The organism is Terriglobia bacterium, assembly GCA_020072645.1.
In the GTDB taxonomy this organism is placed as follows: domain Bacteria; phylum Acidobacteriota; class Terriglobia; order Terriglobales; family Acidobacteriaceae; genus Angelobacter.
Genome location: JAIQGK010000012.1, coordinates 702,909 through 720,039, shown reverse-complemented (window position 1 = coordinate 720,039; position 17,131 = coordinate 702,909). Strand labels below are relative to the sequence as shown.

Below are 17,131 nucleotides of genomic sequence, written 5' to 3'. Positions count from 1 at the left end.
GCTCGCTTCGGAGGCCTTCCCATGAAAAAATTCCTGCCGCTCCTTGCAGGTCTGCTCCTGCTCACCGGCTGTGTGCCAGTCGATTCACTGAATCCCCTGTACACGGACAAAGACCTTGCATTTGACGAGTCACTGCTTGGTTCGTGGGTCGGCCCGGATAACGGAGCGGAAGGTGGACTGGAAATCCTGGCTCGGGAAAAGGATGGGAAGAAAAGCTACCTTCTGGTGATGACTGACAAGATCAAAGACCTGAACGTCTTCAAGAAGACCGTTTACCACGCCGCGTTGGTCAAGCTGAATGAACACTTGTTTCTGGATGTGGTTGAGCAGAGCTTTGAGCCCCAATCCACCACCTACTCTCTTCAGGTCAAATCCGGCAAAAGCGGCCCAACCATTCAACCTGCCCTCGTAAAGATAGGAGAAGCAGCTTATCTGGAATTCAAAAACGGAGCGTCTGATGGGAAGGTAGGCGCACATGTGCTGCGAGCGCACTGGATACTGAAGGTCGTCAGGAAAGAGAAGACCCTTCAACTTGATTGGGCCGATGATGAGGAGTTTCGAAGGGCCGTGCAGGCAGGCACCGTGAAGCTGCCCAACAAGCTTCTGGGTGAAGGTAAAAATCAGGATGTGGTGATCACGGCCGGTACGCAGGAACTGCAGAAGTTCGTGGCGGAGCACGCTGACGACAAAACATTTTTCAACCGCAAGACGGAAGAGTTGCACCGCAACGAATAGTGCGCAGTCGTCACGCCGCCCGTGTTCTCGGCCCTTTTGCGTCCGGGATCACTGGCTTGCCCTGGCGTTTGCGTTTCCATGTCCAGTAAAGCGCGGCGAGTCCGCCGATCACGCTCAGCGCAATGACCGTCCACAGCATGGGACGGTAGTAATGATGGAAAAAGCCGAAGATTTGTTTGCTGTACATTGATCCCAGCCATGCCAGTAGGCCGTAGCGGATGGCGCGCGCCAGTCCCACGGCTACCAGGAAGTACCGCTTGGGATATTTCAGCGCGCCTGCCACAATCAGAAACGGCGAGTAAGGCACTGGAGGCGGCAGCAATGCCGGGACGAAAAGGCTCCAAAAGCCGTACTTTTTAAAAATCCTGTGAATTCTCTCAGCTTTCTTCTGGGGAAGCTTATCCTCCAGAGCGTGCTCGCCGGCTTTAAAGCCCAGCCCATAGGTCACGTAAGCGCCCACAATCCCGCCAATCGTCGCCATTACGGCGTAATAAGGCCACCAGCTTCTCTGGTGGGCGGAAAGCAAAATGGTGAGCGCATCCATGCTTCCGGGCATGGGCACAACTGAATTATCGGCAAGGCCCAGCAGGATCAGTCCAAGACCACCCAAACGCTCGAGCCACGACCCTAAAGAAAGCAGAACAATAAACGGCACAGATCATTGGATGCCAAATTCGGGGTGGAGTTCCGATTGAGAGTTGTAAAGCGTGTAAAGTCCTTGTGTTTGTGTCGCTCCGCTCTTTAAGCGTTGCAGAAAAGGTTTTTCTTCGGCGTTACAAGTGTCAGAGAGCGACTTTCAGTCGCGCCCTAAATACTCCAAAATGGACTGGGCTTTAGCCCCCGCAAAGACAAGATCTTGATGGAAAGCATCTTCCCGTAACCTGTGATTTAGATACGGACAGCAGGATCCGCAACGCGCTGCCCAAGGAAAGCCAGTTCGGGGACCTGGCTGAAAACGCCGCATTCCACCCCATACTTATAGAACAGCCGAAGGCCTTCAAGGTTCTCTGGATCGAGACTGTAATCAACGTTTTCCGTCAGGTACTCTGCAATCAGCTTGGGAGAGAGACTCAGCTTGGGGGCCCACTCGGCGGCAACCTCCGGAATGTGTTTCAGCCCATTGTCTCGCGACTGCTGAAACACCTGCGCAATATTTGGTTCCCCGGCGCGGCCTTCAAGAGCTGCCTTGCGCACCGCCCAGAACGCGAATACAAACGGACGTCCCGTCCAGCGCTTCCACTCCTCGGCCAGGTCATAAACAAAATAGCCATCCGTCCGTGCCTGGAGCGCAGAATCGCCAATCAGCAGCGCGGCATCATGCCATTGCAGCATCTCTTTGAGTGACGGCTTCTGCCGACTGAATCCCGGATCAAGGCCGACGAATTTCCTAAGGTAGATCTCCACCAGCGCCGCTGAGGTGCGAGACGAATCGTCCGTAGCCACGCTGCGGATTTTATTGATTGCAACTTTGCTTACCAGCAGGATTGACCGCACCTTATTCTTGGCGGCAATCGCCACGTCAGGCACAATCACGAGGTCAGGAATCACCGTGTAAGCCGCCACCGGGATAATGCCGATATCCGCCGAGCCTTCCTTTAATTGCTCTGCGCAACGCGACGGGATCGTGTAGCTGATTTCAAAATGCTGGCGCAATCGATCCGCAGTCTCGCCGTTCTCAAAGTCCCACATGAGCGGAGCGGTGTTCAAGAAGCTGATGGCAGAGATGCGGAGATGCATGGAATCATTCTAGCAAGCATCGTTTGTATCTGCCCTTGCCATTACCTGCTTTGCGCCTTGCTATACTCCTTCGCGCCAAGAAAGGACGAGCTATGAAGCTGGAATGTGAATCAAGTCATCCCAAAATCGACAACGGAATGACATTCAGCGAGGCAAAAACTCTCAACAAGGCAAACTTTGATGCGGCCATTGATACTGCTGAAAGAGAAGCCATAGACAAGGCTTTCGACAATGCACAATCGAGCCTTGCAGGCTATAAATGCAAACCGGATTGCGAAAGACGCTTTGCCGTCAATATAGGTCCCCGAGCGGTATTCAAAGCCCGACCGCAAAAAATCAATGGCGCAACCCTGTACAAGGCGCTTGTCTTCATTGATTGGACGCTGGATATCGAGTGCAAACGTCGAAAACCGGGAGGCGGAATCCGGCACGGACGTCCTGAGTGAGGACGCTGGTTATTTGACAGGTGTTTCCTTTCCCGTGTACAGTCCGCCAAAGTTCCCATCTGGGAAGGCGCAAGGTCGCGATGTCCACCGCAAGAGCAGTTACTTCAAATTCAATTTACTGGCTGGCGCTTTCCCTTACGCCGGGCATTGGCCCCACTCGTGGGCGCAAGCTGGTAGAACGTTTTTCCACCATTCAGGATGTTTTTCACGCTTCGCTCACCGAACTGGAAGCAGAGAACCTGCAGGCGCACTCCGCGCAGCACATCGCGCTGGGAAAATCGCTGGAACTGGCGAATGACGAGCTTGCGAAAGCCGCAGCCGCGGGTATTCAGGTTGTCTGCCGTAATGATGAAGGCTGGCCTGCGCGCCTGAGTGAAATTTATGATCCACCGCTGGTCCTTTATGTACGTGGAAATATTGAGGTGCTTTCACGTCCGGGAATAGCGATCGTGGGCACGCGCCACCCTACGCCCTACGGAATAGGAATGGCCGAGCGCCTGAGCTGCGATCTCGCTTCGCGTGGCCTGGCAATCTTCAGCGGCATGGCGCGTGGCGTTGACACCGCTGGACATCGCGGGGCCATCAAAGGCAAAGGGAAAACCGTCGCCGTTTTCGGCACTGGCGTGGACGTGATCTATCCGCGCGAAAACAAGAAAATCGCCGACAGCATTCTTGAATGCGGTGGCGCGTTGGTGAGCGAGTTCCCTCTCGAATCGTTCGCCGCGCCGCAGAATTTTCCTATCCGCAACCGCATCATCAGCGGCTTGGCTCTAGGTGTACTGGTCGTCGAAGCCGGAGAGTACAGCGGCACGCGCATCACCGCTCGATGCGCTCTGGAGCAGAGCCGTGAAATCTTTGCCGTGCCGGGCAACGTGATCTCCCGCAATTCCTGGGGGCCAAATACGCTGATCAAGCAGGGAGCCAAGCTAACTGCAACATGGGAGGACATCTGGGAGGAATTGCCGGCCGAGGTAAAACGCCAGCTTGAATCCGAATGGGCGCCGCAAGCATCAGAGGAGGAGCCCACCAGCAGCCTGTTCGGTAATGAATTAAGTCCGGCGGAAAAGAAGCTGCTGTCAATCCTGCGCCAGGACGAATCAACGCACATCGACGCAATCATGGAAAAACTGGAGGGCCAAATTTCTTCGTCGGAGGTTTTTACCGCGCTGTTCGAGCTGGAACTGAGCGGCAAGGTGAAGCAGATGGCGGGAAAGAACTACGTTAAAGCATTTTAGAGCTAGGAGATGGGGTATTTGGTACTTGGTATTCGGTACTTGGCCGGAGGGCTGCAATGCGGAATTATCGGGACCTTGAAGTCTGGAAAATCTCACATAAGTTAACGCTTGAGCTCTACACTGTCAGCAAGAAGTTCCCGAAAGATGAAATGTTCGGTCTTACATCGCAATTGCGGCGCGCTGCAATTTCTATTGGCGCAAATTTGGCTGAAGGTTGTGGGCGCAGAACCAGCCCTGAGTTTGCTCGCTTCATTCGAATTGCAATGGGCTCTGCGAGTGAACTTGATTACCATTTGCTGCTTTGCCGGGATTTCGGATTTGTAACGAGCGAGTTCTATGAGCGGAACTCGAAAGAGTTGATCAGAGTTCGCAAAATGTTGTCAGCTCTGCTGACCAGCGTCGAAAACCAGATGCAGGCAAAAGCGCTTGCAGCGCACGGCTAAGTACCAAATACCAAGTACCTCTGGCCCGTCAGAAATTTGTCCCCACGAGCAGTTCCGTGGTAGCTTCAACTTGAATTACAGGGAAAAGAGTAACGTTGCCAAAATCACTCGTAATCGTCGAATCGCCCACCAAGGCGAAGACCATCAATAAGTACCTGGGCAAGGACTACGAAGTCGAGGCCTCTCTGGGTCACATCAAAGATCTGCCCAAGAGCCAGCTCGGCGTGGACCTGGAGAGTGATGAGTTCTCCACCGAGTACGTGGTGATCCCAGGAAAAGAAAAAGTTGTGGCCAAGCTGAAGAAGCTGGCCAAAGGCGCGCTCGCCGTCTATCTGGCGCCTGACCCGGACCGCGAAGGCGAAGCCATTGCCGCGCATCTGGAAGAAGAGCTGGGCGAAAACGGTTCCGGCAAGAAAAAGAAAAAAGGCGGCATTGAGTTCCATCGCGTGACCTTTAATGAGATCACCAAGAAAGCGGTGCAGGAGGCATTCAAGCACCCGCGCGATATAGATCGCAATCTGGTGGACGCGCAGCAGACACGCCGCGTGCTGGACCGCATTGTGGGTTACCAGGTCTCGCCGCTGCTGTGGGACAAAGTCCGTCGCGGCCTTTCCGCCGGACGTGTGCAGACGGTGGCGCTGCGCCTGATTGTGGAGCGTGAGCGCGAGGTCAAAGCGTTCGAGAAAAAAGAATACTGGACCATTGACGCGCACCTTTTCGGCGGAAAGCCGCCAGCCTTCGACGCGCGCTTTGTGGGCCGTGGCGACGAAAAAACCGAAGTCCCCAACGAGGAGGAATCCAAGAAGATTACCGGCGCTCTGGAACAGGCGCAATGGTCTGTACGCAACATTGAGAAGAAAGAACGCCGCCGCAGCCCCGCGCCTCCGTTTACCACCAGCAAGCTGCAACAGGATGGCTCGCGCAAGCTGCGCTTCAGCGTAAAGCGCGTCATGATGATTGCCCAACGCCTCTATGAAGGCATTGATCTGGGCAGTGACGAAGGCTCCGTCGGTCTCATTACTTATATGCGTACCGACTCAGTGCAGGTTTCACCCGACGCGCTGACTGAAGTTCGGGAAATGATCAATGGAACCTACGGCAAAGATTTCCTGCCGGAGCAGCCCAACGTTTACAAATCACGGAAAGCGGCACAGGAAGCCCATGAAGCGATACGGCCATCATCAGTAGCGCGGCATCCAGACGAGATCAAAAAGTATCTCCAGGAAGATGAGTACAAAGTTTACAAATTGATCTGGCAGCGCTTTGTTGCGTCGCAGATGACGCCTGCGGTTTTCGACCAGACCAGCATCGATATCGAAGCCAAGGCCACAAGCGAATCGTTCACCTTCCGCGTAACCGGATCGGTGCTCAAGTTTGAAGGCTTCCTGAAAGTTTATGAGGAATCTAAGGACGCGAAGGACGAAGAAGATGAGGCGCTCAAGCACAAGCTGCCTGCGCTGGAAGTGGGCCAGAAGCTTACGCTGCGCGAGCTGAAGCCGGAACAGCATTTCACTGAACCACCGCCGCGATTCAACGAAGCGTCACTGGTGAAGGAATTGGAAGAGCGCGGCATCGGACGGCCTTCGACCTATTCGACGATCCTTTCGACCATACAGGAGCGCCAGTACGTGCAAAAGATTGGCGGCAAGTTCATACCCACGGAAACGGGACTGGTCGTGACCGATCTGCTGGTCAAGAACTTTGAAGAAATTTTTGATCCCGCTTACACGGCGCGGCTGGAAGAAGAGCTCGACGAGATAGAAGAAGGCAAGGAGAAGTGGACAGACGCGCTGGGCGGCTTCTACAAAAAGTTTTCCAAGGACCTCCGCTACGCGGAAAAGCACATGGAAAACGTGAAGCGGATGGAGAAGCCCACGGACGAGAAGTGCGAACGCTGCGGCTCGCCGCTGGTGCTCAAGTGGGGCAAGCATGGCTCGTTCTACGCTTGCAGCGCCTATAAGAAGGATGATCCTGAGAGCTGCACGTTCACCAAAGAGAATCCTGTCAACCTGCCTGATTTTGACGGCGCAGAAATGCCGGAGACCGGCCAGGATGAATATTGCGAGAACTGCGGACGCGTGATGGTGTTGAAGCGCGGCCGCTTTGGCCAGTTCATGGCCTGCACCGGATATCCGGATTGCAAGACGACGCGCCGGCTCGACCAGGGAAAACGCGTGCCGGACGTCCCTCTGGAAGAACTCTGTCCCAAGTGCAACCGCAACATGGTGCTGCGCCACGGGCGCTATGGCGAATTCATTTCCTGCAGCGGCTATCCGGATTGCAAATACATTAAGCAGAATTTCATCGGCGTGAAGTGCCCGCAATGCGCGGATGGTGAGCTGGTGGAAAAGAAGGCGCGCCGTCGCGGCAACACATTCTATGGCTGCTCAAATTATCCTAACTGCGACTTCACATCAGCCTACAAGCCGGTACCGGAAGCGTGTCCGCAGTGCGGCAGCCCGTACCTGCTGGAAAAACATTTGAAGTCAGGATCGCTGCTGGTTTGTCCCAACAACAGCAAGAAATCGGCGGATGAAGAAGAACAGCCCAAGCCAAAGAAAAAGCCACGCGGCAAAAAAGGCGCTGCCGCTGCGGCTGAAGAAACAAAGCCCGCAACAGCCGTGGTCAAGTGCGATTATTCTCGCTCCATCCCCACGCCGGAATGGATGACGCAAGGCAAGAGCGGCGACGATACGCAGCAAGAAGCTGTTTAAAATCGGGAGCGCAATATCTCTATGGCGAAAGCAAAAGCTGAAGACGCAAATTTAATTCTCAAGATTTATGACCTTCGTCGCGAGCCGGTGATGCGGGCCGCGCGCAAGTATGTAGTGTCAGAGTTCTGGCCGCAAAATTACGATGAGTTCAAGGCGGTGATTACAGGCTATGGAACTGAGCCGAACGCATTCTTCCGCCAGGTGATGACCTACTGGAACATGGTTGCCGCCATGGTGCTGCGCGGCGCCGTGAATGAAGAATTGTTCTTCGATTGCAACGGCGAACCTTATTTTCTCTGGGCCAAATTTGGCGACTATATTGCGCAGGCCCGGAAAGACCAGGTCGATCCGGAATTTCTCTCGCACCTGGAAAAGCTGACGTCGAAGCCGGCGGCAAAGAAGCGCATCAAGGGCTTGCAGGAACGGATAGCGGCGCGACGCTCGCAGGCTGCGGCGGCAGCCAAAGCCGGGAAGTAGTTTATGTTTGAGCTGGACCAGTTTGTTGCCGATTGTCGCGCGGCGTTGCGCCAGGACCGGCCGCAGCAAGCTGTTCAGGAAGTGGTGCGACGCGCGGTCTCCACGCCCGGAGAGATCCTCAGAGCGATCGGCGAGCCGCAGCGGGCGGAAATGCAAACGCTCCATCGCTCGGACGATCTCACCATCCTGAACGTGATCTGGGCGCCCTGGATGAACCTGCTGCCGCACAATCACCAGATGTGGGCGATCATCGGCCTCTATACCGGACGCGAAGACAATATTTTCTGGCGGCGCGTGCCGGGAAGCAACGGACTCGTAGAAGCTGCGGGAGCACGAGCGTTGCGCGAGAAAGACGCTGAGCCGTTGGGTCGAGACATCATCCATTCCGTAAGCAATCCTCTATCAAAATTGACGGGCGCGCTGCATGTTTATGGCGGAGATTTCTTTGGCGTTCAACGCAGTGAGTGGGACGCGGAAACTCTGCTGGAACAACAGTGCAGCGGGGAAAAGATGGCCCACCGATTTGAGGAAGCCAACGCACTGCTGAAGGTAAATAGCCAATAAGGCGTTCGCAGGAGTATTCACCGCGGAGGCGCGGAAAGGCGTTTGCCGCAGATCAGCGCAGATGGAGTCGTGTTTGCAAGTCGCGCCTGAGTTGGTCAGTTGGAAGTCTGGCAGTTACAGCCGCTCAAACACTGGCGACCTGCCCACAGCGCCTAACCCATTACGCGCAAGAGATGGCGGGTTTTTTAGAGTTATGTTTTTGGTTTTCTTTTCTCCCATGCCTCTGACAATGCATTGGCTAGAAAGCTATCTAGCTGCTCTCCACGATATGTTCCATCCTCGACTCTGATTCGACACTGGAAGGGATTGGGATTCTTGAAAATGTCTGTCAATGCTTGATACTCATGAGGTTTGCCGAGCATTGCTTCTTCTATCGAGATACGGTACAGGTATGAAAATGCATCGGCGGCTTGCACGTACGGAGAGGCTTTATCATTTGAAAAACAGATGCTGTCAACATGGTTTCGCACCTCTTCACTGGCCCGCTTCATTCGCCGCAAAAACTGATAACAGGGAATCGCTTTCGCTTCGTCATCGTCAAGAATTAGCCCAACCTTCCATGGAATTGAAAGGCGTTTGTAGTGCCTAATGATCGACATCACAGCGTTATGGAATACAAAAAAATGCGGGTCGTCCCCAAAATTTATACGCAACGAGAATCGCGAAGGGGCCTTGTAGGCGCTTACCTCGACGCCCCACGTTACGCCTAGTTCAAGGCCATTGGCTATCGCCTGGATAAGCGGGAGAATATCTGCCGCCCGTTCTTTCGCAGTTCCTTTCTTCATACTCCCATATTTCTGCGAATAGCGGACAGCCTCTTTCATGCTGAAATGGTTGAGTTCATATCGGCTGAGGAGTTGCATCCAGTGGCTTCCGAAGCTCTGCCATGTCTGAGAGTCCGCGACAAGTGCGCTGAATACTACGACCTTATGTTCCTGATGCTTTCCGCTCTCGTCACAGTAGGCGTAAATCGTCTTCATACTGTCATCTTGCGGGGAGAATTGGGAACGAGTTCACCGTCCGCCCCGATGCCTCACTTCACAACCTTGACTTTCGACGCTTCAGCAGTACCCAGAAATTTTCTATTTCGTTTGTGTGGGCTCGCCCGTTAACGTGCCGCTCCGCATGGTCAACAAACTCATGCACGTGTTCATCTTTCAAACCCTTCTCCGGATCAGCACAGGCGCTCTTGGTCGAACTCCCTGACGCATTATGCTCACAAACGGCAGCGCCGGGATCCTTCGACTGCGCCGTCACATGCGTTCCGGCTCCGCTCAGGACGACAGGGTATAGAAATCAAAATTCGGTACATCCGTCCTGCTGCGTCCAAGCTACGAAATATATTCTTTGATATATGGGTCTTGCACCTGGCCCAATTCATGCGCGCTGCCTTCAAACACAGCCTTGCCTTCGCGCAGGATCATGAAGCTGGTGCGGATGTCCTGGGAAGGCATTCCGTCTGAAGGCTTCATATGCTTGGTGGCGGGGTCAAAGTAGTGGGTGGCCAGCGTAAAGCCATCCTGCAGGCGATGCGTCACCATCAGTGCGCTGGTTTTAAAAACGTCGCGCTGTTTCATGATCAACTCAATGATCGTGGTTGAGGTAATCGGATCCAGGCCGCCCGTGGGCGAATCATAGAGCAGCACTTCAGGCTGGGTAATGATGGCGCGCGCAATTCCTACACGCCGCCGCATACCGCCGGAAAGCTCTGAGGGAAACTTATCAATGGAGGACTCCAGTTCCACAAAACTCAATGACTCGCGCACACGCTTTTCCACCTCCGCCTCAGGAAGGTGCTCCTCCAGCAGGCGGAACGCTACGTTGTCACGCACGGTGAGCGAATCAAAAAGAGCGCTCTCCTGAAACACGATGCCGACTTTGCTGCGCAAGTCAAACAACTCTTCTTCCGTCATCATGGTTATATCGTGCCCCAGAACGTAGATGCTGCCGCTATCCGGCTTGAGCAGCCCAAGGCAGAGTTTCAGTATCGTGCTCTTACCTGAGCCGGCGACGCCCAAAATAATCTTGGTTTCACCGCGCCTGAGTTCAAAAGAAACGCCATCCAGCACAGGCGTTTCTCCCTCAAAGCAGATGGAGACATTCTCAAAGATGATCGCCTTGTGGACCGTGTCCAGGTTCTCATCGTCAAATGGCGAAATGGCATTGTCCAGCGGGGGCATGAGAGATCAAGTTAGAACGATCAGGAGTTGCGTAAGGACGGCGTCAACAGCCAGAATCAGGACGGAAGACACGACTACTGCTTGCGTGGTGGAGCGTCCCACACCCTGTGTGCCGCCTTTTGTCGTCATGCCGAAGTAACAACCCACGGTGGCAATAATAAAGCCGAATACCACCGGCTTCACCAGGCCGGTAACTACGTCAGAATAATGCAATATCTGGTACGCGCTGTTCCAGTATTGCGTGCTGTCGAGCCCCAGCATGAAAAAGGAGATGATCCATCCGCCCACCAGGCCAACAAGGTCAGAGATGATGGTGAGAAAAAACATCATGAAGACCGTTGATATCACGCGCGGGGTCACCAGCTTTTTGTAAGGATCTGTGCCCAGGGCGCGCATGGCGTCAATCTGTTCTGTCACCTTCATGGAGCCAAGTTCGCTGGCCATGCCGGAAGCGTTGCGTCCGGTTACCATCAGGCTGGTCAGCACTGGGCCCAGTTCGCGAACCATGGAGAAGGACACCAGCCGTCCGGTCATTGAAAGAGATCCGAACGATTCCAGAGTTTTTGCCGTGTTTAGCGCGAGCACAATCCCGGTGAACATGCCGGTCAAAACTACAATGGGCAGCGATCCCACGCCGATGAGATCGGCCTGCTGAATGGTATCCGCCATGTAAAAAGGCGTGCGGAATATATTTATGAGCGAACGGAGTGAAAGATAGGTGTACTCCTGCACCGCGAGGATATTGCGCTTTACGAAATCGAACGGCGAGATCAGTTCCATCCAACAGGAAATATAGCAGAGCCAACGGCTTGGCAGCCACAGCGCGATTAGCGTCCGCCTGCCGTTCTCTATTGCGCCTATGATTTTGCGTGCGGAAATTCTTCAACGTGGAACTCGCCCTTGCGGCCAAAATAGATGACTTTTCTGCCGGCCAGAAAGGCCCAGTAGCCGGTCACGCCCGCTTCTGCGGAGCGCTTCATGAATTCCGGGTAACGAATGACGTCTGTCTGCGCCGCGCGGATGGCGGCCACGATTCCGGAAGAAGAAAACTCCTCGGCCACGGGCAGCACCGGTAGGGTCATTTTTTCAACATGGGTCTTGCCCCTGGTGGTATAGAACGTCTCTGTGCCTGCGGCGAGATCGCAGAAATAGGATTCAACATCGGCTTCCACCAATCGCCGCACCACTTCTGGGAATACCAGCTTTCCGGCCTGTGATTCGGCCATGACCTGATGGATGACATCAATATTCATTCTGTTGTCTCTCCTTGATTCTGGTGGGATCTTCGCAAGCTGCGCATCATAATTTATTACCGAAAAGTAATCAGCCTGTTCTCTTGCAATCAACAATAAGCCGATTGTGCGGGCGATCGGAAGTCCTTTACAATCTCAACCCACAATGAGCACACCGCCACTCTCAGCCAGAAAGTTGATTCACAGCATCTTGCTCTCCAAGGGACGCATGGAAGCGCTGACCGATGGGATTTTTGCCATCGCCATGACGCTGCTGGTGCTGGAACTAAAAGTTCCCGACATGCCGAAATCCGTGGGCGCCGGCCAGTTGCTGGAAAGCATTGGCCACGAAGCACCGGCTTTCTTTAGCTTTTTTGTTTCTTTTCTTTATTGTGGACTGCTCTGGGTCATGCACCATCTGGCAATGCATTTCGTCCGGCATCTGCAAATTGCGCTAGTGTGGTTAAATCTGTTGTTTCTAATGTCGATTTCTGTCATGCCTTTTTCCTGTGCGTTGCTGGGGCATTTCCTGCGCAACCGCGCGGCCCAGGAGATTTATTTTGCCAACATGTTTGTGGCGGCCACCCTTTTGGCGGCGCAATGGGTGGTAGCCAGACAGAAGAAACTGCTCAGTGAAGACGAGCCGCTGAAAGCTCAGCTTATGGGACAGCAAATCTTTTTCTTTCCCGTGGCGCTGGGCTCAGCCATGCTGGCTGTTCATTTCATCAATCCACTGGCAGGTTTTTACGCCATGGCAGTTGTGCTGGTCGGGCTACGTCTGTGGCAGAAGATGTGGTGGCATCGTCGTCAGCAGGCTGAAAAAGCTGCTAATCTCGCGCGCCCTTCTTCCTGATTTCAATATTGAGCCGCTTGATCTTCTGGTTCAACGTGGAAAGCGGAATGTGGAAGCGCTCGGCGGCGTCAGTCTGGTTCCAACTGCATTTCTCCAGCATGTTCACGATCAAACGGCGCTCGCAATCTTCAACGATTTCAAACAATGACGCGTCCGGGCGGTGTTCAAGCATCTTGCCTTCCGATCCTCTCCCCACGATGTGGTCAGGAATGAGCTCAATGCCCACAGTAGGCCCATTGCACAGCACCACGGCGCGTTCGATGACGTTTTCCAGTTCGCGGACGTTTCCGGGCCAGGAATAATCCATTAAGGGACGCAAGGCTTCCGGCGCAATGTTGATGATTGCCTTGCCATTCTCGCGCGAAAACTTCTCCAGGAAATGTCCAACCAGCCGTGGAACGTCTTCACCGCGGTTGCGCAGCGGAGGCAGATCAACGGTGATCACGTTCAGGCGATAGAAAAGGTCTTCACGGAATTTGCCTTCCCGCACCAGCACCTGCAAATCGATATTGGTGGCCGCGATCACTCGCACATCCACCTGCAGCTCATGGATGCCGCCCAGGTGCATGAATTTGCGGTCCTGCAGGACGCGCAGGATTTTTGCCTGGGTTTCCATGCTCATGGTGCCGATTTCATCCAGGAAAATCGTCCCGCCATCGGCCACTTCAAACAGGCCTTTCTTGGAAGAGATGGCGCTGGTGAACGCGCCTTTCACATGGCCGAACAGTGTTGACTCCAGCAGGTCGGCGGGCATGGAGCCGGTATTGACCGGAACAAAAGGATGGTTCTTGCGAGTTGAGTTGGCGTGAATCGCCTTGGCAATCAGTTCCTTGCCGGTGCCGCTTTCACCCTGGATCAGCACGGTGGAGCGGCTGGGAGCTACCTGTCCAACCAGGTCAAAGATCTTGAGCATGGAATCAGACTTACCGACAATATGCTCAAAGTTATAACGCTCTTTCAGCGCTCGTTTGAGCTGCTCATTTTCTTCTTCCACGCGGCGACGGGCCACCGCGGCGCGCACGTCCGCCAGAAGCTTTTCATTGTCCCACGGCTTCTGGATAAAATTGGTGGCGCCCTTCTGCATGGCGCGGACAGCATTGTCCAGCGTGCCATAGGCGGTAATCATGATCACAGCCAGTTGTGAATCTCGCGAGCGGATGTCAGCCAGGATTTCGAGGCCATTGCGATCAGGCAAAGCAAAGTCGAGCAGCACCAGATCAAAGGTATGTTCGTTCAGGCGGGCGAGTCCATCCTCCCCGGTCTCAGCCGATTCCACACTGTAACCTTCAAACTCCAGCAAAGTTTCCAGCGACTCGCGGATGCCGGCTTCATCATCGATAATCAGGATTGAACCGCCGTGGGAGAGGTCGGTCCGGGGACGAGTTAAGACCGCTGCCTCAGACATTGACTGCCTTTCTCATTGGAAATTCCAGTTGGAACGTAGTTCCCTGGCCAGGTTGCGAGTCCACGCGGATCTTGCCCGCGTGCTCTTGAATGATTCCGTACGTGACTGACAGGCCAAGTCCCGTGCCGCGTGACTGGCCTTCACGTGGAACGTTCTTGGTGGTAAAGAACGGGTCATAAATCTTGTTGATATGCTCCGGCGCAATGCCGGCGCCGCTGTCACTGATGTTGACCTGTACGCTGTCGCCGTTGGCGGTGCTGATGTGCAACGTGCCGCCCTTGCCCGCCATGGCGTCTTTGGCGTTCAGAAACAGGTTCAGGAATACTTGTTGCAGCTTGCCGGAATTGCCATGGATCAGCGGCAGCCCGGTATAGAGATCGGTCTGCACCTTCACGCGCGAAGTCTTGAGCTGATGCTCCAGCAGCGTGAGCGTTTCCGTAATGATCTTGTTCAGGTCGATGGCGCTGAATTCCGTGGCGCTGGTGCGCGAGAAATTCAGCAGGTTGTTCACGATCTCTGAAGCGCGGAACGTCTGGCGCGTGATTTTTTCCAGCAGCGGGCCAAGCTTGGCGTCGCCATTGATCTGCTTGGTAAGCATCTGCGCGTAGCTGGAAATTACCGCGAGCGGAGTATTCACTTCATGCGCCACGCCCGCAGCCAGCAAGCCGATGGATGAAAGCTTTTCTGCCTGCGTCAGCTGCGATTCCAATTCCATCCGCTCTGTGATGTCATCCACGATGATGAGGCGGCCAATCACGTTAAACTTTCTTGTCACCAGCGGCGCAATGGCCACATTGGCAATGCGCACATCGCCCGCGCGCGTGTGCAGGCGGAATTTATACAGGTTGTGAATGCCCGGATTCTGCCGCACGCGGTAAAACTCTTCCATGAACTCAGCCGGAAAGACTTCACTCAATCGCTCATTGAGCACCTGCGACCGCGGCATGGCATACATCACTTCCATCTGCGAATTCCATGACTCGATGCGATCTTCCAGGTCCACGGCCAGCACGCCAACGCTGATGGATTCCACGATGTTCTCGTTGAAGTCCTTCAGCCGCTCGTACTCGCTGGCTTTCTGCTCCAGTGAGGCATACAGCCGCGCGTTCTGGATGGCGATACCCATATATCCCGCCAAGGTTTCCAGAAGCTCAACGTCTTCACTCGAGAGGAAGTCACCAGACATGGTCTTGCCCAAACCCATGACCGCGATCGTGCGGTTCTGCACCGTGCAAGGGATGTAGTAATTCAGGTTGAGCTTGGCGATGGTTTCACGCGCGGTCACGCTTTCCTGCAGCGCCTTGCGCGTGTTGTCAAAGAAGATGTGCCCAGCATATTGCTCCGGACGCTCCACCACAAGGAAACTGAGGTCGAGCGAGCCGGCGTAACTGATGCCAAAAGACTTTTCCATTACGAACTGGTTGGCTTCAGCGTCCGTGGCCAGGAAGATGGCAATACGATCAACCAGCAGCGTTCGCGAAAGCCTATCAATGACGGAGGTGAGCATGGCGTGCAAGTCGGTTTCAGAGCTGAGCTCGCGTCCAAACTCGATCAGCGTGCGGCGATAGTCATAGCGCTTGCGGTAAAAGAAGCGATCGACACGGACCTGGATCCAGTTCTTCAGCGGCTCAAAAATCAGGGCCGTGATGATGATGACTGCGATCAGGCCGAAGGTGCCGGTACCCGGATACTTTGTGGTAATGGAGCCGGCAAGGCTGCCGATACCGACAAAGTAAGCCACCACGATGGCAGCGGTCGCCAGCGTATAAGCGACGCCGCGCTTAAAGATGATGTCTACGTCCATCAACCGGTAGCGCACAATGGCGTAGCCCCAGGTTACGGGCAGGAAGACCAGCGACAGAACGGAAATTTTCATCGCCGGCGTGGGCAGCGCTCCGGCGATGTAAGGAATCACGTAAAAAAGCGTATACGGGCCAATTGCAAGAACGGTGCCGCGGGAGATCCACTTGAGCTGCTGCTGTTGCAACGGAGTTCCAGCTTTGCGATAAGTGCGCCATAGGATCACGGCCGCTATCGCGAAATAAACGGTCTGATAGACCATTTGCAGCCGGTCCAGGTCCCAGCGCAGGGACTCAGTGAACTCAAAAACCGAAACGGCGACCACTTGCATTATCAGAAGGGCCGCTCCCGGCAGGTAAGCAAGCGAAATTGCCCAGGGATGATTTGCCAGCAGCCTGCGCGGCCTGGGGAAAGTCAGAGCAAAATGTAGGAACAATGCCGGCTGCAGCAGCCACGCAACAATGCTCGACCAGTAAATGGTCTGGTCAAAGGCGTTCAGCTTGCCCGTGTAATGAAACGAGTACAGGACAAATGAAATCAGGCAGAAAAGGTAAAAGTGGGTCGATTTCGGTGCGGTCCAGCGCCGGAACAAAACATACAAGCCAATGCCCAGATAAATGAGCGCGATAAGGCGCTGGCCCAGTTTAAGGGAATTGTCCGCCGGGATCGGAATGACCGGCCCCACTTCCAGGCTGATCCCCTGCCGATCAAGCAGATACGTGGCGCGGGAATAAACGCCGCTGCGGTAAAGATGTTTTTCAAACTCGACCAGGTTCTTGATGGTCTGGTCTTTAGGCAGACCATTGACGCGCAGTAACTTGTCGCCAACCTTGATGCCTGCTTTATCGCCTGGACCGTTGGGGATGACCCCTTTGGCCACAAGGAAGCCGGAATGCTCCTTCCACCACACGCCGTCCGTCGGAGTGGTGTACTGGGACTCTTTTTGCCAATTGATGATGGCAAACACGACGCAGGCGGCCGTGAGCAGCGCCAGTACGACGGCGGAGAAACGAACTAGGGAATCCTTTCGCATCCGCTGCTTTCCAAACCTCTCCACCCCGGGCGCAAATCGTGTAAGCGCTGGGGTTGGGCTAGATTGAAGCAACTGGGATGCCATATGGTTTTCCGGTAGGGGCAATAAGCTTTTTGTTTACTGACAGTTACAAAAGTATAAATGCTTTAATGTTCAAAAGCTACTGAAATTGGTATTTCGCTGTGTCTTTTTGTATTTCCATTTTTGGTAGGAAATTCAGGGTGGAAAACCCTTGGGGGAAGTTTTAAAAATTGCGGGGCTTCTTGGAGGAACCCCG

16 protein-coding genes are annotated in these 17,131 nt (G+C 54.4%); 8 read left to right on the top strand and 8 right to left on the bottom strand.

The features are described 5' to 3' along the window. Positions 1-21: 21 nt before the first annotated feature. Positions 22-735 carry a transposase gene (locus LAO76_19685; protein ID MBZ5493144.1) on the top strand — a complete coding sequence of 238 codons (714 nt, stop codon included), beginning with the start codon at positions 22-24 and terminating at the stop codon, positions 733-735. 10 nt (positions 736-745) lie between these two features. Here LAO76_19685 and LAO76_19680 read toward each other — a convergent pair whose 3' ends face one another. Further along, positions 746-1,390, bottom strand: coding sequence for a VTT domain-containing protein (locus LAO76_19680; protein MBZ5493143.1), 645 nt, complete (start codon positions 1,388-1,390; stop codon positions 746-748). Between the two features lie 233 nt (positions 1,391-1,623). Then, the gene (locus LAO76_19675; GenBank protein ID MBZ5493142.1) at positions 1,624-2,472 is read right to left on the bottom strand and encodes a menaquinone biosynthesis protein; all 849 of its coding nucleotides are present in this window, start codon (positions 2,470-2,472) and stop codon (positions 1,624-1,626) included. A 92-nt stretch (positions 2,473-2,564) separates the two neighbouring features. On the opposite strand from LAO76_19675, the gene LAO76_19670 reads away from it, so the two are divergent. The 6 genes from LAO76_19670 (at position 2,565) to LAO76_19645 (ending at position 8,351) form a co-directional block, all read left to right on the top strand. Continuing rightward, complete coding sequence (locus LAO76_19670) at positions 2,565-2,918, top strand: hypothetical protein (protein ID MBZ5493141.1); 354 nt, start codon at positions 2,565-2,567, stop codon at positions 2,916-2,918. A gap of 80 nt (positions 2,919-2,998) precedes the next feature. Next, the gene (gene dprA / locus LAO76_19665) at positions 2,999-4,153 is read left to right on the top strand and encodes a DNA-processing protein DprA (GenBank protein MBZ5493140.1); all 1,155 of its coding nucleotides are present in this window, start codon (positions 2,999-3,001) and stop codon (positions 4,151-4,153) included. A 56-nt stretch (positions 4,154-4,209) separates the two neighbouring features. Beyond that, positions 4,210-4,596: a four helix bundle protein gene (locus tag LAO76_19660; protein MBZ5493139.1), complete on the top strand. Its 387-nt coding sequence runs from the start codon at positions 4,210-4,212 to the stop codon at positions 4,594-4,596. Between the two features lie 95 nt (positions 4,597-4,691). After that, a complete protein-coding gene (topA, locus tag LAO76_19655) occupies positions 4,692-7,310 on the top strand; it encodes a type I DNA topoisomerase (protein MBZ5493138.1) in 2,619 nt (872 codons plus the stop codon). A 21-nt stretch (positions 7,311-7,331) separates the two neighbouring features. Next, on the top strand, positions 7,332-7,787 hold the full coding sequence (locus tag LAO76_19650; GenBank protein ID MBZ5493137.1) for a hypothetical protein: 456 nt from the start codon (positions 7,332-7,334) through the stop codon (positions 7,785-7,787). Between the two features lie 3 nt (positions 7,788-7,790). After that, positions 7,791-8,351: a hypothetical protein gene (locus LAO76_19645; GenBank protein MBZ5493136.1), complete on the top strand. Its 561-nt coding sequence runs from the start codon at positions 7,791-7,793 to the stop codon at positions 8,349-8,351. Between the two features lie 191 nt (positions 8,352-8,542). Here LAO76_19645 and LAO76_19640 read toward each other — a convergent pair whose 3' ends face one another. The 4 genes from LAO76_19640 to LAO76_19625 all read right to left on the bottom strand — a co-directional run bounded on the left by LAO76_19640 (position 8,543) and on the right by LAO76_19625 (position 11,784). Next, entirely contained in the window at positions 8,543-9,331 is a 789-nt protein-coding gene (locus tag LAO76_19640; protein MBZ5493135.1) for a DUF3800 domain-containing protein, read from the bottom strand. A gap of 351 nt (positions 9,332-9,682) precedes the next feature. Beyond that, entirely contained in the window at positions 9,683-10,531 is an 849-nt protein-coding gene (locus LAO76_19635; GenBank protein MBZ5493134.1) for an ATP-binding cassette domain-containing protein, read from the bottom strand. Positions 10,532-10,537: 6 nt separating this feature from the next. After that, positions 10,538-11,311: an ABC transporter permease gene (locus LAO76_19630; GenBank protein MBZ5493133.1), complete on the bottom strand. Its 774-nt coding sequence runs from the start codon at positions 11,309-11,311 to the stop codon at positions 10,538-10,540. Between the two features lie 77 nt (positions 11,312-11,388). Then, positions 11,389-11,784, bottom strand: a complete 396-nt coding sequence (locus LAO76_19625; GenBank protein ID MBZ5493132.1) for a DUF1398 family protein — start codon at positions 11,782-11,784, stop codon at positions 11,389-11,391. 145 nt (positions 11,785-11,929) lie between these two features. On the opposite strand from LAO76_19625, the gene LAO76_19620 reads away from it, so the two are divergent. Next, the gene (locus tag LAO76_19620; GenBank protein MBZ5493131.1) at positions 11,930-12,616 is read left to right on the top strand and encodes a DUF1211 domain-containing protein; all 687 of its coding nucleotides are present in this window, start codon (positions 11,930-11,932) and stop codon (positions 12,614-12,616) included. On the opposite strand, the gene LAO76_19615 is transcribed toward LAO76_19620, so the two are convergent. Beyond that, the gene (locus LAO76_19615; protein ID MBZ5493130.1) at positions 12,591-14,021 is read right to left on the bottom strand and encodes a sigma-54 dependent transcriptional regulator; all 1,431 of its coding nucleotides are present in this window, start codon (positions 14,019-14,021) and stop codon (positions 12,591-12,593) included. The two genes, LAO76_19620 and LAO76_19615, sit on opposite strands and share 26 nt — an antisense overlap. After that, positions 14,014-16,854, bottom strand: coding sequence for a PAS domain S-box protein (locus LAO76_19610; GenBank protein MBZ5493129.1), 2,841 nt, complete (start codon positions 16,852-16,854; stop codon positions 14,014-14,016). Before LAO76_19610 ends, LAO76_19615 begins: the two co-directional genes overlap by 8 nt. Positions 16,855-17,131 lie beyond the last annotated feature (277 nt).